This window comes from Moraxella bovoculi (genome assembly GCF_000988745.2).
Lineage (GTDB): Bacteria > Pseudomonadota > Gammaproteobacteria > Pseudomonadales > Moraxellaceae > Moraxella > Moraxella bovoculi.
In genome coordinates, this window is record NZ_CP011381.2 from 69593 (window position 1) to 94294 (window position 24702).

At 43.8% G+C, this 24702-nt stretch carries 22 protein-coding genes and 1 pseudogene; 19 read left to right on the forward strand and 4 right to left on the reverse strand.

Annotated features, from left to right (window positions below):
- Positions 1–252: 252 nt before the first annotated feature.
- The 12 genes from AAX10_RS00285 (at position 253) to lpdA (ending at position 12116) form a co-directional block, all read left to right on the forward strand.
- Entirely contained in the window at positions 253–540 is a 288-nt protein-coding gene (locus AAX10_RS00285; protein WP_036363638.1) for a hypothetical protein, read from the forward strand.
- 219 nt (positions 541–759) lie between these two features.
- The gene (locus AAX10_RS00290) at positions 760–939 is read left to right on the forward strand and encodes a hypothetical protein (RefSeq protein ID WP_046699519.1); all 180 of its coding nucleotides are present in this window, start codon (positions 760–762) and stop codon (positions 937–939) included.
- Positions 940–1210: 271 nt separating this feature from the next.
- A complete protein-coding gene (locus AAX10_RS00295) occupies positions 1211–1660 on the forward strand; it encodes a hypothetical protein (RefSeq protein ID WP_149038813.1) in 450 nt (149 codons plus the stop codon).
- 323 nt (positions 1661–1983) lie between these two features.
- Positions 1984–2475, forward strand: a complete 492-nt coding sequence (locus tag AAX10_RS10200; RefSeq protein ID WP_080946948.1) for a hypothetical protein — start codon at positions 1984–1986, stop codon at positions 2473–2475.
- 15 nt (positions 2476–2490) lie between these two features.
- Positions 2491–2910 (forward strand): hypothetical protein, encoded by a 420-nt coding sequence (locus AAX10_RS00305; protein WP_046699521.1) that lies wholly within the window; start codon positions 2491–2493, stop codon positions 2908–2910.
- 239 nt (positions 2911–3149) lie between these two features.
- Positions 3150–3581, forward strand: coding sequence for a hypothetical protein (locus AAX10_RS00310; protein WP_046697663.1), 432 nt, complete (start codon positions 3150–3152; stop codon positions 3579–3581).
- A gap of 637 nt (positions 3582–4218) precedes the next feature.
- Positions 4219–4557, forward strand: a complete 339-nt coding sequence (locus AAX10_RS00315) for a hypothetical protein (RefSeq protein WP_046699523.1) — start codon at positions 4219–4221, stop codon at positions 4555–4557.
- A 9-nt stretch (positions 4558–4566) separates the two neighbouring features.
- Positions 4567–5505 carry a transporter family protein gene (locus AAX10_RS00320; RefSeq protein WP_046699524.1) on the forward strand — a complete coding sequence of 313 codons (939 nt, stop codon included), beginning with the start codon at positions 4567–4569 and terminating at the stop codon, positions 5503–5505.
- 70 nt (positions 5506–5575) lie between these two features.
- Positions 5576–6163 carry a C39 family peptidase gene (locus tag AAX10_RS00325; protein WP_158580270.1) on the forward strand — a complete coding sequence of 196 codons (588 nt, stop codon included), beginning with the start codon at positions 5576–5578 and terminating at the stop codon, positions 6161–6163.
- Positions 6164–6453: 290 nt separating this feature from the next.
- On the forward strand, positions 6454–9306 hold the full coding sequence (locus AAX10_RS00330; RefSeq protein ID WP_046699525.1) for a 2-oxoglutarate dehydrogenase E1 component: 2853 nt from the start codon (positions 6454–6456) through the stop codon (positions 9304–9306).
- A gap of 87 nt (positions 9307–9393) precedes the next feature.
- Complete coding sequence (gene odhB, locus AAX10_RS00335; protein WP_036363613.1) at positions 9394–10614, forward strand: 2-oxoglutarate dehydrogenase complex dihydrolipoyllysine-residue succinyltransferase; 1221 nt, start codon at positions 9394–9396, stop codon at positions 10612–10614.
- A gap of 56 nt (positions 10615–10670) precedes the next feature.
- Positions 10671–12116, forward strand: a complete 1446-nt coding sequence (gene lpdA, locus AAX10_RS00340) for a dihydrolipoyl dehydrogenase (protein ID WP_046699526.1) — start codon at positions 10671–10673, stop codon at positions 12114–12116.
- Between the two features lie 244 nt (positions 12117–12360).
- Here lpdA and AAX10_RS00345 read toward each other — a convergent pair whose 3' ends face one another.
- Together AAX10_RS00345 and AAX10_RS10010 are read right to left on the reverse strand one after the other, a co-directional pair.
- A complete protein-coding gene (locus AAX10_RS00345) occupies positions 12361–14046 on the reverse strand; it encodes a YadA-like family protein (RefSeq protein WP_046699527.1) in 1686 nt (561 codons plus the stop codon).
- Positions 14047–14247: 201 nt separating this feature from the next.
- Positions 14248–14400 (reverse strand): hypothetical protein, encoded by a 153-nt coding sequence (locus AAX10_RS10010; protein ID WP_158580272.1) that lies wholly within the window; start codon positions 14398–14400, stop codon positions 14248–14250.
- Between the two features lie 174 nt (positions 14401–14574).
- Between AAX10_RS10010 and AAX10_RS00350 the strand changes: the two genes are divergently transcribed.
- From AAX10_RS00350 to galE, 4 genes and pseudogenes are all read left to right on the forward strand, one after another.
- Positions 14575–15441, forward strand: a complete 867-nt coding sequence (locus AAX10_RS00350; protein ID WP_046699529.1) for a UTP--glucose-1-phosphate uridylyltransferase — start codon at positions 14575–14577, stop codon at positions 15439–15441.
- 9 nt (positions 15442–15450) lie between these two features.
- Complete coding sequence (gene pgi, locus AAX10_RS00355) at positions 15451–17073, forward strand: glucose-6-phosphate isomerase (protein ID WP_046699530.1); 1623 nt, start codon at positions 15451–15453, stop codon at positions 17071–17073.
- A gap of 34 nt (positions 17074–17107) precedes the next feature.
- A complete protein-coding gene (locus tag AAX10_RS00360) occupies positions 17108–18388 on the forward strand; it encodes a UDP-glucose 6-dehydrogenase (RefSeq protein WP_149038814.1) in 1281 nt (426 codons plus the stop codon).
- A 30-nt stretch (positions 18389–18418) separates the two neighbouring features.
- A pseudogene (gene galE, locus AAX10_RS00365) lies at positions 18419–19443 on the forward strand (UDP-glucose 4-epimerase GalE).
- Positions 19444–19489: 46 nt separating this feature from the next.
- On the opposite strand, the gene AAX10_RS00370 reads toward galE, so the two are convergent.
- On the reverse strand, positions 19490–20509 hold the full coding sequence (locus tag AAX10_RS00370; RefSeq protein ID WP_046699532.1) for a M48 family metallopeptidase: 1020 nt from the start codon (positions 20507–20509) through the stop codon (positions 19490–19492).
- Positions 20510–20520: 11 nt separating this feature from the next.
- Positions 20521–21627, reverse strand: a complete 1107-nt coding sequence (locus AAX10_RS00375) for a YjgN family protein (protein ID WP_046699533.1) — start codon at positions 21625–21627, stop codon at positions 20521–20523.
- Between the two features lie 201 nt (positions 21628–21828).
- Here AAX10_RS00375 and rdgB point away from each other — a divergent pair, with 201 nt between their 5' ends.
- From rdgB to clpP, 3 genes are all read left to right on the forward strand, one after another.
- On the forward strand, positions 21829–22425 hold the full coding sequence (gene rdgB, locus AAX10_RS00380; RefSeq protein WP_046699534.1) for an RdgB/HAM1 family non-canonical purine NTP pyrophosphatase: 597 nt from the start codon (positions 21829–21831) through the stop codon (positions 22423–22425).
- 166 nt (positions 22426–22591) lie between these two features.
- A complete protein-coding gene (tig, locus tag AAX10_RS00385) occupies positions 22592–23926 on the forward strand; it encodes a trigger factor (RefSeq protein ID WP_036366749.1) in 1335 nt (444 codons plus the stop codon).
- A gap of 141 nt (positions 23927–24067) precedes the next feature.
- The gene (clpP, locus tag AAX10_RS00390; RefSeq protein ID WP_036366801.1) at positions 24068–24694 is read left to right on the forward strand and encodes an ATP-dependent Clp endopeptidase proteolytic subunit ClpP; all 627 of its coding nucleotides are present in this window, start codon (positions 24068–24070) and stop codon (positions 24692–24694) included.
- The last annotated feature ends 8 nt before the right edge of the window (positions 24695–24702 follow it).

Genomic DNA, 24702 nt, shown 5'->3' on the forward strand with positions numbered 1-24702 from the left:
ATACCCATTATTTTGAATGTGGGAGGTCGTTTTGTTACAAATCAACTAGCTAAACATTATATTAGTAATGCTGGTTTGGTTTATGGTACATATACTTGGGGTAAAAGCCAAGGTAATAGTAATAAAGGTAAGTAGTTGTACTGCTTGTTTGTTGAGTAGCTTGGTAAGACTTAATCTGCTTATTTGTTTAAAACAGGCAGGTTAAGTTTAATTATTTTTTCTTTGCATCATAGTTAATATAATTGGATTATTATGAATTTTATAAAAAAACAATTAAGTTGTGATAAAAATTGTATAAACAACTTAGAGCATCAGTCTAGATGTATTGATTGTGAAAAAAAGTTACAGATATTGGGATATTTTCTGTTAAGTTTGTTGATTGTGATTGTCTTGGTTGGTGCTTACTGGCAAAATACGGTTGTATCTTTATTTGGTTTTATAGCGATTTTATTGTATAAATTATTTTCTTATCAAATTGAGCGTTTATTTTATAGTTTGGTTGTTAAAAAGTTATCAAAAGATAAAAATCAAACAAACTAAATAAAAATTATAAAAAACACCTGACATATACAACTGTGTTTTTTGCTATCGTACACAATAACTACACTAAATATACTACATTAGTGTAGTTATTGACTATCAGTGCCATACTGATAGCTTTTCCTAATGTTAATAAAGAAAAGTTTTATGAAAAAAACTATCAATCCTAGCACTAAGTGCTACTATTATTAGCGCCCGTGTTTTTGCAGAAACAACTGTTTGTCTATACCAAGTACTGCCCTAAGTGTAGAATTATCTAGTCAAACGACTCAAGCAACCGACCTATCGTTTGCTTTTGAGGATATCCAAAACTTACAAGCAGTCGCAATGACTGATAGCGAGATGCAGGAGACGGAGGGGGCGGTTGCTCCTATCTATGCACTTGGTGTTTTGCAATGAATACAGGTAGGTTTATTGCAACACGCTATGTTTCTAGAAGTATTGCTGTAAATGCGGCACGCAACGGTTGTAATCTCATGTGTTAGGTACATCACAACAGGCGAAAAGTTTGGCAAATTAGGCGTACGGCAAAAGCAATGTTACTCGACATGGACCGAGTGGACATCGAAAACATGTTGATTATTCTCATTATCAACCGACAATACGAAAAATAAATGGCATGGAAAATAAAGGACATATTTTTTTATGGCAATCAATATCGTAGATGATTTTGAATGGTTATTTATTGATGGTATTTTTGAGGCATAAAATGTTTTTTGAGATACAACCTTTTGAGAGTATGGAAAAGCACTCTTTTCGTCTGGCCAATCATTACCTATCAAAAGATGTAAAAAATAACAGTCTTACTGGCTGGGCTTGGGAATTGAGTGATTGTCAGACCATCATTGATGGAGAATTGCTTAATGATAGCCTGCCCAAAAAACAGCTCAAAGATATCTATAAGGACATACAAAGAGGAAAGATTATTGCCAAATACCAAAGATGTCTAAATCAAGATGGGGAATTATTTTTGCATGATGTTTTTGATAAGGTTGGTAGTTTTACATTTTTTATTTATGAGGAAGATAGCAGACCGTCTAATATTGCCAAAAAGATAAGCATAAAAGACTTAAGAGCGGGTTTTGTCATAGATACTGGTGTTGTCTTATTGGTGGCATAGGATGGGCAAGGTCCACTCTGCTTGATTGGTCAAAGCATATTATTTATGGAAATCCAAAATGAAAGTTAATAATTTATTATCTATTGTGCTTATTTCTCCACTCATCGCCCACGCCGACCTACCCCTCACAATAGAAGATATCTTGGCGGATAAAAGTCGCTGAACAATAAATACAGAAATAAAAGCAATGAATTTTAACCAGTAAAAAATCACAAGAAGTGTTTGACAAAGCAAAAGAATACTATAGTGTCATTCAAATCAGAACAACTGTACTTTAACAAGCCTTGCTGACGGCTGGGACTTGTAATTTAAGGAAAAATATTGTGAAAAAATTTTCAATCCTAGCACTAAGTGCTACTATTATCACCGCCCCTGCTTTTGCAGAGACGACTGTTTATCAAGCCATACCAAGTACTACACCAAGCGTAGAGTTATCTACCCAATTTAATGAAGCAACCGACCTATCTTTTGCTTCTGATGACACCCAAAACTTACAAGCAGTCGCAATGACTGATAGTCAGATGCAGGAGACGGAGGGGACGGTTGCTCCATTGGTGGCAATAGGGGTGATTCATGGTGGGCGTTTTATAGCACAAAGATGGGTAACGCAGAGAGTCGCTGGTGCTGCTCTATCAAAAGGTGCGAATATCTACGCGAGAAACTCTCAACAAGCCAAAGCAATTGCAAATCAAGCATGGGGACGGCAAAATATTATTCGGCATGGAAAAAAGGAGTTGCACTCTAATTATTCGCATTACCAGCATACAAACCAAAAATACAGAGGTCATGCTTTTTATGGAAAACGACATAGATAAATTAAGATAAAGAAGATGTTTTTTGAAATTGCCTGTGCAAAGTCTAATAATAAACATTGCCTTTTAAGGGAAGCAAGATTTTTTTTACAATGTGAAAAAAATAATCATCTTTATTATAGAAAAACGGTCAATAATGAAGATGGTATAATACAGAAATGTTTTATTATTGAAGACATGATTGTTACGCACTCATCGAATCCAAAACTTTTTAACAACTGCATAAAAATGGACCTAAGAAATAAATTTATTTATCCATCGATGTTTTTGTTATCAAACAGTATTATCAATATATTAAAAAAATTACAAGAAGATAAAACTTTTTTATCTTTTTCTTACTCTGAAGATTTTGCAAATATGCAAACTCATAAAATAGGCATGATAAATGAAAAAGCTATTTTTGTAGAGTTCAATAATTTATATATCGTTTGCGAATGAGCAAACTGGATATCGACTTTGATATTGTAATCCGCCTAAATCATCAGCGACTGTGCAGCTTTGAGCGATAAGTTGATTCACTAAGAAATGATTGATATAGTGGATTGGTTTAAAAATACAAGTGCAGTATCAAACCTCTTGACAAAGCAAAAAAATTACTAATATCATGCAAGTCAGTACAACTGTGCTTTAACAAGCCTTGCTGACGGCTGGGACTTGCAATTTAAGGGAAAAATATTGTGAAAAAATTGTCAATCCTAGCACTTACTGATACTATCGCCACCGCCCCTGCATTTGCAGAAATAACTGTTTATCAAACTATACCAAGCACCACACCAAGCGTAGAGTTATCTACCCAATTTAATGAAGCAACCGATTTATCGTTTGCTTTTGATGACACCCAAAACTTACAAGCTGTTGCCATGACTGATAGTCAGATGCGGGAGACGGAGGGGGCATGGGTTCCTTATGCGGTTGGAGGGGCAATAGGCGGTTTTAGCTATATATCGGGCTGTGCTTATACAAAGTGCACTGCGGCAGGTCTAGGTAAGTCTGTTGTTGGAGGTGCGTTGGTGCCTGTGCGTGGTGCTCAAGCCATATATGGCGCATCTAAAGTAGCATTTGCTGGAGGTATAATTAATGGTGCTGGAAACCGCAAAGGCTGGTGGTAACTTTGTTGAAGGGTAAAATCCTAAAGAAAGCTAGAAATTTGGTTAAGTACTTAACCAAATTTCACGCTTTTTTAGTTGTCTTAATTTTATTTTCTTATCGCCCCTGCGATGATGATTTGGCTTCGAGTTTTTTATTGTCAATACTGTTGGTGTTTTTAATCGGCTCTTTTTTTATAAAAGACTATTTTAAAAGCCCTATGTTTTTTACCATTCAGACGGAAAATTATATTGAAGATTTTTTACTGAATTATTCTTTGTTAATCGCTATTATCTTAACTCCGCTTGTTAGATTGGTAGTCTTTAATGATAATAATGTATTGTGCTAATCTTTTAGAATTTGATTCAAAGGTAGTGGTTCAAAAAGTATGCTGAACTAGGTTTTCCGTTGACCCTGAGCCTATCGAAGGGTAGGACAACCGTTAGGTTTCCCAAGCTCGCCACGAACGGTTTTCCTTGTAGCATACTTTTTGAACCAGAGCTGAAAGTAATTGTTTGTTATCTTATTTTAAACATATTGCCATATTTTTTATAAGATTATTGATTGACTTGTTAAGCTTAAATTAATTTTAGGATGTAGTCATGATTATTAAAATCAAACCGCTTAATGGTCATGTTGTAGCCACATCGTTTTTTGTAAATGGTCATTACTTGGCAAAAGACAAAAAACAATGCTTTTGTTTGTGCTGCTACGGATTTGCTAAAACATGAATTAAAATCCATTTTTGGCGATGTGCTTAATTTGACTTGGCATAAAGCGATAAAAGAAATAAAAAAAGGTACTGCATATTCTGAATATGCATTAAAGCAAGAAAGTGTGGCTTTGTTAAAAGATATCCATAGGTATTATGGAGCTTTTGAACTGACTTTTTTTGAAGAAAGCAAAAAGACACTAATTTATCAATCAAAAGAATTAAACATTAAGGATATTGATACCAATTATCCCATAAAGATAAATAGTGTAATTAGGATATTTTGAGATGATATTATGAGATTGAAACTTTTATTGCTAACTTTAACCATATTGCCACTCATCACCCACGCCGACCTACCTCTTACGGTTGATGACATTTTGGCGGATAAAAACCGCTTTAAATTGGATACCGAACTTAGCTATTTTAATCAACAAAAAACATCGGCGGTAGCACAAGGCTTTAACAGCGTAGACTTAGGCGGTGGACGAACCATTTATTTGCCCAATATTGGTGAGAGCAATACCAATACCGATAGCCTAATTGCATCTTTTGGAGTGCGTTATGGTGTGAGTGATAGACTAGAAATGGGTATTAAGGCTAACGGTGTCTATCGCAATGACCGTCATCAAAATGGTGCGGATTTATCAAAATCAAGCGATACAAGCCTAAATGATGTGAGCCTAGCCACCCAATACCAAGTCATCAAAAACCATAAAACCTTGCCTGATAGCTTAATGTTTAGTGAATTATCCGTCTATGACAACACACAAGGGCTCAAAAATAAATCGGGCAGCTCGGCACTTGTGGGTTTGAGCGTTTATACCGTCAATGACCCGATTGTGCTAAGTCTTACAGGCACTTACCAACATCAAACAAAGCGTGAATTACAAAATGGCGGTCGCATTCATTTGGGCGATACAGCGATGTTAAACGGTACGGTAGGTTTTGCGGTCAATCCTGATATTACGCTGACAGGCGGTGTGAGTGTTCGCCACAAATGGGCGGACAAAAACGACTTTGGCAACATAGAAAACAACCAAACACAAACCTCTTTAAATCTTGGTTTGGCTTATGCACTAAGCGCAAGAAGTAACTTGACTGCCAATGTTCGCACACCAATTTCAGGAGCTAGCGGTAGTACGGTATCGGTCGGATTGACCACCAAGATTGGGGAGTTGCCACCGCCTTTATCACAAAAATATCGCCAAGCCCAAAAACAAAATGCCAAATAAGGCTTTAATGGCTAAGATTGTAATCGTAATGAAAAAAGCTCTTTTATTTATAGTTGCTTTTAGCATAAATTTGGCTTATGCAGATTGGCATACACCCAAAACACTTAGCACAAAGACCACTTACACCGATATTAAAAATAGCAAAGTTACCAAGCAAGATGTGGATTATTCTTGCGGTGCATCATCGCTTTCTACCATTTTAACTTACTTTTACCAAACGCCTAAAACAGAACAGCAGATTTTGGACGATATGGCATTAGATGATGTGATGTCATCGTTTTTGGATTTGGCAAAGGTCAGTGAAAAATATGGTTTTACTGCTCGTGGTGTAATGATGGATTATGACACACTTGTCAAGCTTAAAATCCCCGCCATTGTTTATGTCAATCACAAACGAAGCGACCATTTTAGCGTGGTGCGTGCTATTGATGAGTACAATGTCTATTTGGCGGATAGTAGCTGGGGTAATCGCACCCTTACACGCCGTCAGTTTGAAAAGATGTGGCTTACCACCGACAATCAAAGTAAGGGTAAGGTTGTGTTAATCTTACCCAACACCGACACCCAAAAAAATCTTGCCGATACCACTTTTACTGCTATCGTTGATACCCAAAAACAACTCAAACAAACCCCTGCGTTATTTTGGCGGTTCTTGTAACTTGGGCTGATTTTTGATGTTTTTGGTATTTTTAGAGTTTGTCATTACGCTTGTATTAGTATTTAAACCTAGCAAAATTTTTTTTGCTATATCGCAGTTTTTGGACAAGTTTTCTAAAAAATTTCCCTTATTCACATTTTAAAACTCTTTGCAACTTGTTATGTTTTGTCAAATGGCGTAAACTATGCACAGTATGGTATTTTTTTATAAATTCGACAGTTTGATTGGCTTTTTGAGTGATGATTTAAAAAACTAATCAAGAAAACACCATTGACTGAGAGTGTTAAATTATGACAAAAAGTAGCAAAGATACGGTGGCTTATCAAAGCACCGAACTCACCGCAGATGGTGCAGCGTATGTTGAGGCGTTGTACGAGGACTATTTAGCGGATAAGGCAAGTGTGAGCATCGAGTGGCAAAAATACTTTGCCGATTATGAGCAAGCAGGCGATGCCCCGCACAACGCGATCAAAGAGCAGTTCTTGCTACTTGCCCGCAACCAAACAAACGCCCGTCCTGGTCAAGCCCAAGGCGTCAGCACTGACTGCGACCCTAAACAAATGGCAGTTCAGCAGTTGATCTCTGCTTATCGTCGTCGTGGTCATCGCAAAGCTCAGCTTGACCCATTGGCACTACAGCAGCGTGCACCTGTTGAAGATTTGACCTTGGCTTATCATGGTCTGTCTGAAGCAGATCTTGACACGACTTTCCCAACCAGCGATCTTGCCATCGGTAAATCTGAAGCAACCCTACGCGAGATTATTGAGATTCTAGAGCGTGTGTATTGTGGCAGTATTGGCTATGAATACATGCATGTATTCACAGCGACCGAGAAACGTTGGTTCGAAAATTACATCGAATCAAACCACGGCCATATCCGCTTCGATAAAGACAAAAAACTAGAAGTCTTTGACCGTCTAACCGCTGCCGAAGGTCTGGAAAAATACCTTGCGCGTAAATATACCGGCGTGAAGCGCTTCGGTCTAGAAGGGGGCGAGAGCTTCATTCCTGCTGTGCACGAGATGATTCAGCGTGTTGGCGGCTATGGCGCCAAAGAAGTCGTTATTGGCATGGCACACCGCGGTCGTCTGAACCTACTTGTGAACATCATGGGTAAGAACCCGTCTGTACTGTTTGATGAATTTGACGGTAAGATCCAGCCTACCGTTGGTTCTGGTGACGTAAAATACCACAACGGTTTTAGCTCGAACGTCGTTACCAAGGGTGGTGAGCTGCACTTGGCATTGGCGTATAACCCATCGCATCTAGAGATCGTCTCTCCGGTGATGCTGGGCTCAGTGCGTGCGCGTCAAGCTCGTCGTTCTGAAGGATACGGCTATGACATCGATAACAGCACGGTGATGCCAATTGTGGTGCACGGTGATGCTGCGTTTGCCGGTCAAGGTGTTAACCAAGAAACTTTCCAAATGTCACAAACTCGTGCCTACAAGACAGGCGGTACGCTGCATGTTGTGATTAATAACCAAGTTGGCTTCACCACATCACGCCCAGAAGACGCGCGTTCTACTGAGTACTGTACTGACGTAGCGAAGATGGTTCACGCACCTGTTATCCATGTTAATGGTGACGATCCTGAAGCGGTGGTATTTGCCTCTCAGCTATTGGTAGATTATCGCCAAGAATTCGGTCGTGACATCGTGCTTGACATCGTCTGCTATCGTCGTAACGGCCACAACGAATCAGATGAGCCGTCAGCCACTCAGCCATTGATGTATCAAATTATCAAAAAACTACCAACCACTCGCACCAGATATGCTGAGCAGTTGACAAAAGAAAACGTACTGACCAAAGAAGAGTCAGCACAAATCGAAGATAACTACCGCGTGGCACTTGACAACGGTCAAGACGTGGCCCAAGGTCTGGCGACAGAACCTGATACCAGCCTATTCGTTGACTGGACGCCTTATGTGGGTCACAAGCTAGAAGACGACTGGGAAACTGGCGTTGACATCGAGAAGCTAAAATCTTATGGTCAAGCCATGGCAAAAGTGCCAGAAGGCTTTGAACTACAGCGTCAGGTCGCCAAAGTTCTAGCACAACGTCTTGCCATGCAGACAGGCGAAGAGCCACTAAACTGGGGCGCTGCTGAGACATTGGCATATGCATCTTTGGTTGATGAAGGTCTGCTTGTACGTATCACAGGTGAAGACGTGGGTCGTGGTACATTCTCGCACCGTCATTCTGAACTTTATAACCAAAAAGACGGCAGCATGTACATCCCGCTCCAGCACATCCGCGAAGGTCAAGCACGTTTTGCTACCTATAACTCGCTACTGTCAGAAGAAGCAGTACTTGCCTTTGAATACGGCTATGCGACCACAGTGCCAAATGCACTGATCGTATGGGAAGCGCAGTTTGGCGATTTTGCTAACGGTGCTCAGGTTGTGATTGACCAGTTCATCGCAAGTGGTGAGACTAAGTGGCAGCGTCTGGCTGGCTTGACCATGCTATTGCCGCACGGCTTTGAAGGTCAAGGCCCTGAGCACTCATCAGCACGTCTAGAGCGTTATTTGCAACTGTGTGCTGAAGACAACATGCAAGTGATTACACCGACCACACCAGCACAGATCTTCCATGCGCTACGCCGTCAGGTTATCCGCCCTGCGCGTAAGCCATTGATCGTAATGTCACCTAAGTCATTGCTTCGTCACCCGCTTGCGACATCGACGCTTGATGAGCTTGCAAATGGTAAGTTTGAAACTGTACTGCCAGAGATCGATGCATTGGACAACAGCAAAGTAACTCGCCTTGTGCTATGTGGTGGCAAGGTATACTACGAGCTTCTGGATCAGCGCCGTAAACTGGGTCTAGATCACGTGGCGATCGTACGTATCGAGCAGCTATATCCGCTACCAGAAGCGCGCATCTTATCAGAGTTCGCGAAGTATCCAAGCCTAGCTGATGTCGTGTGGGCGCAAGAAGAGCCACTAAACCAAGGTGCTTGGTACTATCTATTGCCTGAGATGTATCGCATCATGGCGACTCAGTCAGCCAACTTGGCAACGCCTGCAACACGTCCTGCAGCGGCAGCACCTGCGACCGGCTCTCCGAAGATCCACAATGCTCAGCAGCAAGCCCTAATCGCTGATGCGCTAGGCGTGACAGTAGAACAATTGCAATAATTCATCAGCCAAACTGACCAAAGGTAGTCGGTTTGGCATTATTTATGATTTTTATATTAAAATTTGACATAAACGTAGGAGTTTATCATGGCTGAAATTAAAGCCCCAGTATTCCCAGAATCGGTACAAGACGGCACCATCGTAGAATGGCACGTTGCCGAAGGCGAGCAAGTATCACGTGACCAACTGCTTGCAGAAATCGAGACCGATAAAGTTGTTCTAGAAGTCGTTGCACCTGATGATGGCGTTGTAACCAGCATCGTAAAAGGCGTAGATGACACCGTACTATCTGCTGAAGTTATCGCGCAATTCGAAGCGGGTGCAACTGCTGAACCCAAAGCAGGTAATGCAGAAGAACTATCAAAAGAAGAAGCTGATAAAGGCACCACCATTGATCCTGCAAGTGTTGCTGCACCAGTACAGCCAAAAGGCGCTGAAGGCGACTTTAAAGATCAAAGCCCAGCCGTTCGTAAAGCTGCCAAAGAAACTGGCGTAAATCCTGCTGATGTAGAAGGCAGTGGCCGTGGCGGTCGTGTGACTAAGTCTGACATGATCAACCCAACGCTAAAAACCACTTCTGGTAGTGTTATCGCGACAGCTGTTGGTGAGCGTGCTGAGACTCGCGTACCGATGACTCGTCTACGTAAGCGTATCGCTGAGCGTCTATTGTCTGCTACTCAAGAAACCGCAATGCTAACTACGTTCAACGAAGTGAACATGAAACCGTTGATGGACTTGCGTGCCAAATACAAAGACCAATTCGAAAAACGTCACGGCGTAAAATTGGGCTTCATGTCGCTGTTCGTTAAAGCAGCTACCGAAGCATTGAAGCGTTTCCCTGCGGTTAATGCATCTATTGATGGCGATGACATTGTGTATCACGGCTACTATGACGTGGGCGTGGCGGTGTCAAGCGACCGTGGTCTGGTTGTACCTGTTCTACGTGACACTGACAGCATGGGTCTTGCCGACATCGAAGGCGGCATCCGTGACTATGCGGTTAAAGCGCGCGAAGGTAAATTGGCGATCGAAGAGATGACCGGTGGTACATTCACCATCACTAACGGTGGTGTGTTCGGTTCACTATTATCTACACCAATCATCAACCCACCACAAACTGCCATTCTAGGCATGCACGCCATCAACGAACGCCCGATGGCGGTAAATGGCGAAGTGGTTATCTTACCAATGATGTACCTAGCTCTATCTTATGACCACCGTCTGATCGATGGTAAAGATGCGGTTCAATTCTTGGTAGCCATCAAAGAGTTGATTGAAGACCCAGCGCGTCTAATCTTAGATCTATAATAAAAACAATGCCTATCACAAGGTAGGCATTTTTCATTAAAAAAGAGAGAACAATCATGAAAAATTCATACGACTTAGTTGTAATTGGTGGTGGACCTGGTGGCTATGAAGCTGCCATCCGTGCTGCTCAGCTTGGCTTTAGCACCGCTTGTATCGAAAAACGCATCCACAAAGGCGAACCTGCACTTGGTGGTACTTGCCTAAACGTGGGCTGCATCCCATCAAAAGCACTGCTTGACAGCTCGCATCGCTATGAGGCGACCCGCCACGAACTTGCCGAACACGGTATTACCACAGGTGACGTGGCGATCGACGTCGCTAAGATGCTAGAGCGCAAGGACAGCATCGTGAAAGGCTTGACCGCAGGTGTGGCAGGTCTATTAAAAGGCAATGGTGTGGACTGGCTACAAGGCGTGGGTACACTACTTGATGGTAAGGCTGCTGAAAAGCAAGTGAAATTCACTGCTCATGACGGCACTGAAACAACCATCACTGCTAAGTACGTTATCCTAGCGGCAGGCTCCGTGCCAATCGAAATCCCAGTTGCCAAGACTGACGGTGAGCACATCGTAGACTCAACTGGCGCGCTAGAGTTCAAAGAAGCACCAAAACGTCTTGGTGTGATTGGTGCTGGCGTGATTGGTCTTGAGCTTGGTTCAGTATGGCGTCGCTTGGGTTCTGAGGTGGTGGTATATGAAGCCATGCCAGAATTCCTAGCGGTCGCTGACAAAGACATCTCAAAAGAAGCCGCTAAGCTACTTAAGAAACAAGGTCTAGACATCCGTGTAGACACCAAAGTTACCAATGCTGAAGTGGTCAATGGCGAAGTAGTAGTTACTACTGACGTTAAAGGCGAAACTAAGACTGAGACCTTTGATAAGCTGATCGTCTGCGTGGGTCGCCGTGCATACAGCGAAGCACTACTGGCTGATGGCTGTGGCATTGAGCTGACAGATCGTGGTTTGGTAGCAGTAGATGATCAATGCAAAACCAATCTGGATGGCGTGTATGCCATTGGTGATTTGGTGCGTGGACCGATGCTGGCTCATAAAGCGATGGAAGAGGGCATGATGGCGGTGGAGCGTATTCATGGTGAAAAAGCTCAAGTAAACTATGATGCCATCATCAGTGTGATTTATACGCATCCTGAGATTGCGTGGGTGGGCTTGACCGAAGAGCAAGCAAAAGCCCGTGGGCATGAAGTTAAAACTGGCTCGTTCAGCTTAGCTGCTAACGGTCGTGCGTTGGCACAAGGTGAGGGTCAAGGTCTCATTAAGGTCGTGGCAGACGCCAAAACCGACCGATTGCTTGGTTTGCATATGGTGGGTGTTGGTGCAGGCGACATCGTTCATCAAGGCATGATTGCTCTTGAATTTGTATCTAGCGTTGAAGATTTGCAGCTGATGACCTTTGCGCACCCAACCGTATCTGAAGCGGTGCATGAAGCGGCGTTGTCGGCTGATGGCCGAGCGATTCACGCCATCCAACGCAAAAAACGCTGATTGACTTTCTCAATAAAAAAACACCCATCATAGGGTGTTTTTTTATGGCAATTTTTTAAGATGCTCAAATCGCTGGACGAAGTTTTGCTTTCACTGTCAATCCCAAACGCATTTTAATAGGGTCTAAAAGGTAGTTTGGTATGTTATTTTGAGTTGGTTTGGGTACCAAAGTGCGTGAAATTACATTTGACATAAAAAAAATCGCTCAATGATGAGCGATTTTTTTTCATGCAATGATCGTGGATTATTTCCAGCGATAGCCTGCACCAGCGCCAAAAGTACCAGAGCCAGAGGAATTTACTGAGCCACCGATCTTATAGGTAAAGGTGCCAGTCTCACTTGCACCAGTAAGACCAACTGCTAAGGCCTTTTCACCATTATAGAAGCCTGTGCCACCAGTGATGTAATGGCTACCAGCAGCCGGTGCTGGCATCATGGCAATGGCCACAGCACCAGCCACGCCTGCACTTAGCTTGTCATCAAGCTTGTTGATCTTGTCATTAAGGCTGTTATCCAATGCGCCGATCTTGTCATTGATGGGCTGTAGATCAACTGCCGCTGGCGTTCTGCTCATCAACGTTGTAATGTCCGCTTGATTCTTGGCAATGTTCTGAGCATTTTTTGCAGTTTGTTCAGCTGTTTTTTGAGTGGCAGTGATGTTGTCTGTTACCACTTCTGCCAACTTGTCAATATCACCGATATTGGCTACGATTTGCTCACGATTCTCAGCGATTTCGTCGATTAATACATGAGATGCGGTGGTTAAGGCATCAACAGTTTCAGTATCAGCTTTATCGGCAACAGCAGTTTCTAGATTATTAACCTTGCCTTGAGTGGTGCCTGCAAGGGATGCAAGGTAAGTATCGAAGCTTCTCATTGCATCGACAACGCTCTTGTCTGCTTTTTTAGCCAAGGCTTGCTTGTTCTCTGCAATCTTGCCGTGGTTATCTCTGATCTGTGCACGGTTGTTTGCCACTTCGTCAACAGTGGTTTCAGAGATGACAGCAAGCTTACCGATGTCATTGGTGTTGTCAGCGATTTCGTCGATAAGGACATCAGATGCGATGGTTAGAGCATCGATTTTATCATTGATTGGTGCTAGGTCTGCTATCTGACCATTGGCTGCGGCTTGTTTTAGATCGGCAATTGCGTTGTTATGGTCGATAATTTGAGCACGGTTCTTAGCCACTTCATCAACAGTGGTTTCAGAAATCACAGCCAATTTACCGATGTCATTGGTATTGTCAGCGATTTCGTCGATGAGTACATTAGATGCGGTGGTTAGCGCATCAATTGTTGCTTTATTATCTTTGATCTGTGCACGGTTCTTAGCCACTTCATCAACAGTGGTTTCAGAGATGACAGCAAGCTTACCGATGTCATTGGTGTTGTCAGCGATTTCGTCGATGAGTACATTAGATGCGGTGGTTAGTGCATCGGCGACTTCTTTGTTGTATCTGATCTGTGCACGGTTCTTAGCCACTTCATCAACAGTGGTTTCAGAGATGACAGCAAGCTTACCGATGTCATTGGTGTTGTCAGCGATTTCGTCGATAAGGACATCGTCTGTTGCGTCCAAAGCACTAACAATATCACCCACGCCATCAAGAGCAGCATGGTGGTCTCCAATTGTCTCATAAGCTAGTTTAAACCATTCTGAAAGGTTATCAAGATCGGTGCTTGTTTCTTTTGCAGCAACCTCTAAATTTTCTATTCTTTCATAGTTCAATTCACTAAGGTTAGCCAGTTCCGTAGTACTTTCTGTATAGTGCGATTTAACTTGAGCAACCGCTTGACCAGCTACCGTACTTGCCACAGCCAATGCTAACGCAGAGGCAATCACACGACCTTTTGAACGAGAAGTGGCGATTTCTGAGCATACCACCGATTGACCAAGCGAGTTGCGCTTGACTTTAAAGATTTTATTCACAAGATAACTCCTATCTGATTTGTGATGGAAAGGTAAATAAGAGCCCAGTGTGTAGCTTTTGGGCACCTATCGCCATATGTTTTAACACTGTTTTGCTTTATGGTAACAAGGCATCGCTTTTGTGTCAAATATATTTTAGTAACACTTGAAGCCTTGCTATAAAATTTTTTGTTCTTTTTTGGATTTTTTGGGGTTGTTTTGTCAATTATTATGTGTGGCGATTGGCGTTTCGTCGCATCCCTCATTGTGCTTCCAGTCAGCGTCTGCTGGGAATGGATGTCGTTTGAATGCTGGGATGTCGCTGTGTCTGGGGCGCATAAGATGAGCGGATGTATTATTGGCAAGATAGGTCATTTGCCTGCATTGTCATTGTGCGATGTGTGTTATAATCGAACATTGATTGAATGTCATGAGGTTGAATGGTCATGATGGAGCATTTGGCTGGTCTGATGCTCAAGGCGTCATGACTTTTTTTGAATTGCTGTTATTTAATCATAGTAGCCGTTGTAGATGTGATAGGTAGTTTAGATGAAATCAGTAACTTATGCCATCATTCCTTGTGCAGGCTTTGGCACACGGATGCTCCCGCTTTCAAAAGCCATCCCAAAAGAGCTGTTGCCACTTGGCAATCGCCCAAGCATTCATTATGTGATTGATGAAGCGATCAAAGCAGGCATTAAAAACATCGTGCTGGTCAATCACGCCCAAAAAAGTGCGATAGAAAATTATTTTGACATCAATGGCGAGCTTGACAGTCAATTAAGACGTAAGGGCAAAAATGAGCTGGCTGACAGTCTAAACTTTTTGCCAGATGACGTGGTGATTGCCAGCGTGCGTCAAGGCAAGCCTTTGGGGCTTGGGCACGCTGTGCTACAAGGGCGTGCGGTGGTGGGCGATAATCCTTTTGCGGTGCTTTTGCCTGATGTGGTGCTTGACCCATTTGACACAGATTACACACGTCAAAACTTGGCATTTATGCTAAAGGAATTTGAAAAAACGGGTCGCTCACAAATCCTTGTCAACCCTGTGGCGGTGGCGGACATTGACAAATATGGCATTGCTAAATTACAAAATGCCCAAACCCTTGAAAAATCACGCCAAAACCAAGTGCTGCCTGTTACAGGTTTTGTAGAAAAACCAAACGCCAAAGACGCACCGTCAAACCTTGCGGTGGTGGGTCGTTATGTGTTTGACAATGCTATTTTTGAGCATCTTGCCAACACTGCCCCAAGCGTGGGCGGTGAAATTCAGCTGACCGATGCGATTGATGCACTGATTGGCACACAAGGCGTGGATGTAACAACAATGGTGGGTAACAGCTTTGATGCTGGCGATATGACAAGTTATATGCAGGCTTTTGTTTATTTTGCTGAGCATATTGGTGAGTCATTTTAAGGATTTGCCATGAATCAAAGTCCCACTTGGCAAACTCTACACGTCCTTGCCCAAACCGAGCGCACCTTAACCGAGCTGTTCAAAGATGACAAACGTGGCGAGCGTTTTGGCGTGTCGGCTTGTGATATGTACATGGATTTTAGTAAGCAAGCGATTGACGATGAGATTTTATCAGCGTTATTGAGCTTGGCGGACGATTGTCAATTATCCAATAAAATCAATGATTTATTAACAGGTAAAAAAGTAAACGACTCTGAAAACCGTCCCGCCTTGCACACCGCGTTACGCTTACCAAAGGGCGAGTCGCTCATCGTGGACGGTACGGACGTAAACGCCCAAGTCCACGACAGCCTTGCCAAAGCCGAGACGATTGTTAGCCGTATCCGCACAGGCGTGTGGCGTGGCTATGCAGGTCATGCCATGAAGGATGTGGTCAATATCGGTGTGGGCGGTTCGGATTTAGGGCCCCTAATGGCAACGACTGCCTTGTCCGAGTGGGCAGACACGTCCATTCGGGTGCATTTTGTCTCTAACATGGACGGCACTCAGCTTGACAGTCTGTTAAAAGTGTTAAATCCCCAAACCACACTATTTATCATTTCATCAAAGTCATTTGGTACGATAGACACGCTCTCCAACGCCAAAACCGCCTTGGGTTGGCTGTTGTGCGCCCATGACAACAAACCCACGATTTTGCGTCGTCATTTTATTGGCATTTCCACACGCCCTGACAAGATGAGCGAGTGGGGGATTCATGAAAACAATCAGTTGCTACTGTGGGACTGGGTCGGCGGTCGGTTTAGTATGTGGTCGGTCATCGGACTTGCCATTGCCATAAAAATCGGCATGGACGGCTTTTATGAGCTACTGTCAGGGGCGAACGACATGGACAGGCATTTTGCCACAGCCGATTTTGCCCAAAATATGCCCGTCCTGCTTGGACTGTTGGGCGTGTGGAACAGCACTTTTTTGGGGATTAACGCCCACACCGTGCTACCTTATGACGGCAGATTGTCACATTTTCCCAACTATCTGACCCAGCTTGAAATGGAGTCCAACGGCAAATCGGTCGCCAGAGATGGTCAGCAGGTCGGCTATGACACTTGCCCGATTTTGTGGGGCGACATTGGTTCTAACGCCCAGCACGCTTTTTATCAGCTCCTTCATCAGGGCACGCAACGGGTCTCTTGCGACTTTATCACGCCCATTCATCGCTATCATCAGCACCAAACTGCCAATGCTCATTTGTCCGAACAGCACAAGCTTTCCTTGTCAAACTGCCTTGCTCAGTCGCAGGTGTTGGCATTTGGCAATCACGCCTTGCCTAATGAGTTGCAAAAAAATGACGATGATTTTGCCCAATTTAAACAATATCGTGGCAATCAGCCGTCCACAACGCTTTTGCTTGACAGCCTAACGCCAAAAACGCTCGGCTCACTCATCGCTCTATATGAGCATAAAGTTTATGTGATGAGCGTGATTTGGGGCATCAACCCGTTTGACCAATGGGGTGTGGAAGTGGGTAAAGTCATGGCAAATCAGGTCTATGACGTATTGTGCGACAAACAAAGCGTGGGGGCGTTTGATTCATCAACCAATACGCTGTTAAATAAAATTAAAGGTAAATTTTAAAAAGTATTTTTAATAAAAATTACGGTAAATGATAATGAAAACACACGATACGGTCTATATCATCGGAGCAAATCATGAAGCGATTAACGCAGGGATTTTGTTTGCCAGTTTAAATAAAAAAGTGCATTTGTTAAGTGTTAAAAATGCCATTGATGAGACGTTGTTTCATTACCATTTTGACCGTCAAATTAATGCCTTATGGTCGCTGTATGTGAATGAAAATAAAATCATTCATCATCACAAAAATAGCCGTGATGATACACTTGATTTTATTAAACAATCCCAAGGCAGTTTAATCTGGCTATTTGTTGATGACATGAGTGATGAAGAATTGGCATTATTTACCGAAACACAGGATAATCCGCACAGTCAAATTATCCTAAGTGGTATTGATACCATTGGCAAAATGGAGCAAATTGCCGATGAAATGATTAGTAAATGGGTGTATTATTTGCCGTTTGTTTTTATGAAAGACGGGGCGAATTTTAGTAGTTTTTATCAATCGGATTTGGTATTGATTGGTGAAAAAACAGGAAATAGCGTGGCAAATTGTGAGATTATCTCGTTTATCAAATCCCAAGCCAAAAAATGTCAAATTGACACCATTAAAACCATAGAATTTGCTCGCAGTGCGATTATGGCAATGCTTGCCACTCGCTTGTCGTTTATGAATGAAATGACACGCCTTGCCGATAAGGAAAACGTCAATATCAAGCACATTGAGCGGATTATGGGGTCGGACAGTCGTATTGGTTCGGCATATTTGGGAGCAGGTTGGGGGTTTGGCGGAAAGACCCTGCCCAATGAATTGACTTTATTAAAAAGTCAATTTGACAATCAAAACGTCAAATCGGATGTGTTAAATGCCGTGATTGATGTCAATGATGACCAAAAAGAGCTGATTTTTAGAAAATTTTGGCGATATTTTAATGGCTTTATAGAAAATAAAACCGTGATGATATGGGGGGCAGGTTATCGCATTGGGGCAGGGCTTAGTACCAATAGTGCCATTCATCCTTTATTAAAATTGTTGTGGTCGTATGACATAAAAACGATGGTTTATACCAATAATACCACGATTGAATTACAAACGATGTATGAAAATGAGCGGTTATTTTCAATCACAAATGACCCTTATGAATTAAATGAGATAGACGGTTTATTTATTATTAATTGGTCGGGATTAACACCGCCTGATGTTTATGAATTAAATAAATACAATGTACCGATATTTGATGCCAAAAATATTTTAAGTGATGATGAGATTAAAATTTTAACCAGTGATTATATTGGTATTGGTCGCAAAAATCACTAAGCCCATTTTTAAAAGAGTATGACATGAAAAATCCTAGTAATAGGCGGAGCAGGCTATATCGGCTCACATACCTTGATTGAACTCATCAAGGCAGGTTATAAGCCTGTGGTGTATGATAATTTGTCCAATTCTGGCCCTGTGGCGATTGGGTGTGTACAAAAAATTGTCGATATGCAGATGGCATTTATCAAGGCGATGTCTTAGATAAGGCTCATTTGGAGCGGGTGTTTGATGAACATGATTTTTTTGGTGTGATTCATTTTGCAGGGCTAAAAGCGGTGGGCGAGAGCGTGGCAAAACCACTTAAATACTACCAAAACAACGTAACACGCACGCTAAATCTCTTAGAAGTTATGAAAGACAAGGGCGTAACCAACTTTATCTTTTCATCATTGGCAACCTTCTATGGCGACCCCAAAGTGTTGCCCATTACCGAGACCGCCAAACGCTCATGCGCCAATCCTTATGGGCAGTCCAAGCTCACGGTGGAGTATATCCTAGAAGATTTGGCAAAATCCGCCAAGGACAGCCAAGTGTGGAATATCATCTCCCTACGTTACTTTAACCCCATTAGGGCGGACTTATCAGGGACAATCGGCGAAGACCTAAGCGACATTCCCAACAGCCTTATGCCTTACACCAGCCAAGTGGCGGTGGGTAAATTAGAAAAATTATCCGTGTTTGGCAATGATTATGACACGGTGGACGGCACAGGGGTGCGTGATTATATTCATGTGGCGGATTTGGCAAAAGGTCATGTGTCGGCACTGGATTATATCGCCAAATGTGAGACGGCTTTTGGCTTTGGGTCGATTAACCTAGGCACAGGCAACGGCACAAGCGTACTACAACTGGTTAATGCCTTTATCCACACCACAGAGCAGTCCGTGCCATACGTCATCGCCTCAAGACGAGCAGGGGAGATTGCCACTTGCTATGCCAGTAGCGATAAAGCCAAAAATTTGCTTGGCTAGATGGCAGAATACGACATCGAGCGTATGTGCGTGGACACATGGCGTTGGCAAAGTCAAAATCCCAGAGGGTATCATGCCTAAAAAAACCGCCCAAAGGCGGTTTTTGCGACATTATGACAGTCATGTCCTATTCACTATGTTTCTTAACCTGTTCAATCCGCTTATCCGTCTTGGGGTGCGTGGACAGTACCGACCAATGTCCTTGACCATTGCCATCTTCTTTTTTCATTTTCTCAAAGAAGTTGGCAAGGTGCATGGGCGATATGCCAAGGCGTTTTAACTCATCGATGGCAAATTTATCTGCTTCCATCTCCGCATCTTGGGAGTATTGGGTGGCAGCGAGCATGGTGGGTAGGGCGAGTATCAAATCAGATGCATCGCCTGTGATGACGATGATCAGCACCCCCACACCAATACTGCTAATCGCCTGCTCTAAGCTATGACGATGCACCAGATGCCCCTGTTCATGGGCAAGCACGGCTAGGATCTCGTTGTCATCCCCACTAAGCTCGATGAGCTCGTCCGTGATGACGATGGTGTTATTGGGAATGGCCAGTGCATTGGCGCCGATGTCCCCGCCACTTCTGACGATGATTTTGGCTTGTGGGTTGGCATCTAGCTTATCATACAGAGCCTTGATCTCATCTTGGCGCGCCTTAGACAGGGCGCTGGGCCCGGTCATCTCCATGACGTATTCCTCAGCATGATTGCCTGCCTCCATAAGAACATCGCTGGGCAGTCTTTGGGTGATGTGGTGAGATGCCATCGGAATGCCAAAACGAAACAACCCAAAGACAAACACGCACAATATCATCAACCCCGTTCCGATCCACGCCCAGCGGTTCTCCATCTTGGTGATGTTATCGAATAGTGAACGATGCTGCAGCTCGATCCAATCGGGTGGCGAGCCTAGAAATTCTATGCGCGCGCCATCGGACAGCATGATGGCGTGTGGTGAATTATCCACGCTGGGCAGGTATTCACAATTCTTGGCAAAATAACGCTTCTGTTGGTGTGTGTTGTCGGTATTTCTCCAGACAACCACAAGACCATCCGCTTGACCCTGGTAAAATACAGGATGAATTTGAGCGTCGTGCGCTTTACTGATTTGCCCATCAAAATACCGCACGGTCACAGCTTGATTCATGCTAGACTCACTTACCAAGACACATCAAAGTCGAACACGTCGCTGATCTCTTCTGCCAGAGGCGATACGTTGTCCGCGCTCGGCGTGGTCAGCGCATCGAAGTCGTCCACCACAGACATGGCGAGGGTTTCGGTCTTGTAGCGGTGCATTCTCACCGCTGCCCAAGGGTGTAATAAGCCTACGCTTAGGACGGTTGCGATGACATTGGTTAGGCTGATGAAGGCGAATTTTAATGGGCTAAAGTTCACCAAGACGAAGCGATTATCCCCCAAGGTTAATTTGCCCCAGATGGCGCGATGGATGTAGCCTTGCATGAGTGGAAAAATAAGCAGCATCACAGCGTAGATGATTGCGATGATGCCTATTGCCACAGGTGGTAGCGACCCATCGGGTGAGGTCATCGTCTCTACTTGGCTAAAGATAAAACCAACACCCAGCAACATCACGACGAAAAATGCAAGTAACGGCAGAATCATCGCCTTATACATGTCCCAGACGCTGGTGTTGAAGTTAAATTTAAGTTGTCCAAAATACGTATTGTCAAATTGATAGCGCTTAAACAACCAAATCGTAAATGGTGTTAACAGACCGAAGCTTACGAAGTTTAAAGCCACAATCAGCAACATCACCACATAAGCCGCCGCGAGCGTACCACCAAAACCAAAGCGAACATTATTAAATTGGCTGTTTCTCGCCATAAAACGCAGCGTCGAGCGCAGCATCCAAGGGAAAACCAAGAATAGTAATATCGCCCCTGCAAAAGCAATCTCAGGCGAGAACTGACCAAAGACGCTGATGGCGACATAGATGGCGATGGCGATCAGGCGCCCGATTAAGATGCGCTTGGGGTTGGCGGTAAAATCAAAACTCTTGCCATCAAGGTGCGTATTGCCATAAAAATAACGTAGGCGACGCACTTTCGCCCATGGTGAGTAGATGCCCAGCGTAACGATGGTCAGCACCAGATTGACAATCCAAATCCTAAAATAAGCCATTGCTGTACCACCAAAGGTAAAGCGATGAGTGGTCGGCTTAGGCTGCAAGGTAGGCAGTGGAGGTGGCGCGGACGAAGCCGGCAATACATCGCTGCCCACGTCGGTGTAGATATTATTTAACATGAAAATACTTTATTATTGAAAATGATTATTAAATGATAAACAACAGCATTGTATCAAGAATATTGCCAAAAAGAAACTTAAGCTTATATTAGGCTTGCCTGAGGGGTTTGCGGATGACAGCATTCGCTGAGTGTTTAGGATGATTATCCGCTGGGCTTAATTATGCTACAATAACAGACCGATAATTAGGAGATTTAAATCATGCAAACCATCGTTCTAGCCAGTAACAACAAAGGCAAATTGGCTGAATTTCAGGCGCTGTTCGATCAGGCGAATCTGGGCATTAGCATCATCCCACAAGGTGAGCTTGGCATCACAGACGCTGATGAGACAGGATTGTCATTCATCGAGAATGCCATCATCAAGGCGCGCCACGCAAGTGCTGCCAGCGGACTGCCTGCTTTTGCGGATGACAGTGGGCTATGTGTGCCTTCACTTGGCAACATGCCAGGGATTTATTCGGCCAGATACGCAGGCGTGCATGGCGATGATCAGGCAAATAACATCAAGCTACTGACAGAGCTGGCACCGCTTAGGGGTGATGCTCCCATCGCCGGTAAATTCGTCTGCGTGCTTGCTATGGTGCGCCACGCCGATGACCCTTTGCCAATCATTGCTCAAGGCGAATGGGTGGGCGAGATCTTGGATGCGCCACGGGGTGAGAATGGCTTTGGTTATGATCCGCTGTTCTATGTGCCAAGCCTTGACAAATCTTCCGCCGAGCTTGAAAAGACAGTCAAAAATTCGCTTAGTCATCGCGGACAGGCTTTGCAGACACTCATCAATCAGCTCAAATAAAAGGCATTTGATGGGGAATGCAGCGTTTTTGGTTGTAATTTTAACCGCTTAGCGTTATACTGTGATGCTTTTAGGTGTTTTGATGCCTAAATCGTGTTATGATAACACCCAAATTTTATGCTTGATGGAAGTCAAGCCGTTTTTCATATTTTAAAAGGTAATTACCATGAGCAATCTAGACATCGCAGTCAATGTACTGTCAGACAAAGAAACCCAATTGACCGTAAAAGTGCCAGTTGGTACCATCCAAGGCAAAGTAGAAGGTCGTATCCGCAGCCTAGCTAAAACCGCTAAGATTGACGGTTTCCGTAAGGGCAAAGTGCCTGTGTCGCACATCCGCGCCCAGTACGGTGCTGGCATTCAGCAAGAAGTCATCAACGACGTGATTCGTGACACCGTATTTGAAGCGATGAACGAGAAAAAAATCCGCGCAGTGGGCGTGCCGAACATTGATGACGTGAAGCTTGAGAATGATTTCTTGGTATATCAAGCCACGGTTGAAACTTTCCCAGAAGTGGAAGTAAAAGGCGTGAGCGAGATCGAAGTTGAGCGTCAAACAGCTTCTGTGTCTGACGAAGACGTAGACGTGATGATCGAAAACCTACAAAAACAACGCCAAACGCTAGAGACCAAAGACGGTGCGCTAGAAGATGGCGATGAAGCGACTTTTGACTTTGAAGGTTCTATCGATGGCGAAAAATTCGAAGGCGGCAGCGCTGAGAACTATCGTCTGGTGATCGGTTCTGGTCAGATGATTCCAGGCTTTGAAGATGGCATGAAAGGCATGAAAGCTGGCGAAGAAAAAACCATCAAAGTAACTTTCCCAGAAGATTATCAAGCCGAGAACCTAAAAGGCAAAGAAGCTGACTTTAAAATCAATGTTAAGGAAGTTAAATCACCAAAACTGCCTGAGCTAAACGAAGAATTCTTTGAGCTATTCGGTGTAAAAGAAGGCGGTCTTGACAAGCTAAAAGCTGACGTTCGTAAGAACATGGAGCGCGAAATTAAGAACGCAGGTCGCAATCAAGTAAAACAAGCTGCATTTGACGCGCTACTTGAGAAGAACGAATTTGACGTGCCAAAAGCCATGCTAGAGCAAGAAATCAACCGTCAGCGCGAACAAATGCTACAGCGTTTCGCTCAGCAGTTCGGTGCCAACCCTAATACTTTCGGTGCTGACATGCTACCAAATGAGCTGTTCGAAGATCAAGCACTACGCGCGGTACGTCTTGGCGTATTGGTTAGCCAAATCATTGACAAAGAGAAAATCGAAGTTGATCAAGATCGCGTGACTGCATTCATCGCAGAAGCGGCTGAAAACTACGAAGATCCACAAGAAGTTATCGACTACTACACCAACGACAAGCAGCAACGCGCTGGCATCGAGTCTGTGGTTCTAGAAGATCAAGTGGTTGATTATCTACTGGCTCAAGGTAAAGTAACTAACAAAGAAGTTAAATACCAAGACCTACTAGCAGCAGCTCAACAAGCTCAGCTATAATCTTGGCTTACAATAAAACCATAAAAATACCCCAAACAGTGTTTGGGGTATTTTTTAATTAATGGTAAAATAAGCGATATTTTCAAAAACTAGGAAATCACAATGCAAAACATGAAACACAATCCTTTTTATGATCAGTTGATGGACAGCTATCACGCGCCCATTGCACCACAAAACGCCCTTGTGCCGATGGTGATTGAGCAGTCTGGTCGTGGCGAGCGTTCATTTGATATTTTCTCACGTCTTTTGCGTGAGCGTGTGATTTTCTTGACGGGTCAGGTTGAGGATAACATGGCGAACCTGATTGTCGCTCAGTTGTTATTTCTAGAGGCTGACAATCCAGAAAAAGATGTACATCTATACATCAACTCCCCTGGCGGCGTGGTTACTGCGGGCATGGCGATCTATGATACGATGAACTTTATTAAGCCGGATGTCTCGACCATCTGTATGGGTCAGGCAGCGAGCATGGGCTCGTTCCTATTGTCGGCAGGTGAGAAGGGCAAGCGTTATGCTCTTGCCAATTCACGCATCATGATTCATCAGCCGCTAGGCGGTTTCCGTGGTCAGGCATCGGACATCGAGATTCACGCGCGTGAGATTATCCAGCTGAAAGCCAAACTAAATCAGCTGCTTGCTGATCATACAGGTCAGCCAGTCGAGCGCCTAGAGAAAGACACCGACCGCGATAACTTCATGAGTGCAGAAGCAGCGCGCGAATATGGCTTGGTGGATGTTGTGCTTGACAAGCGTCCTGCTGGGCTATAAGGATTGAT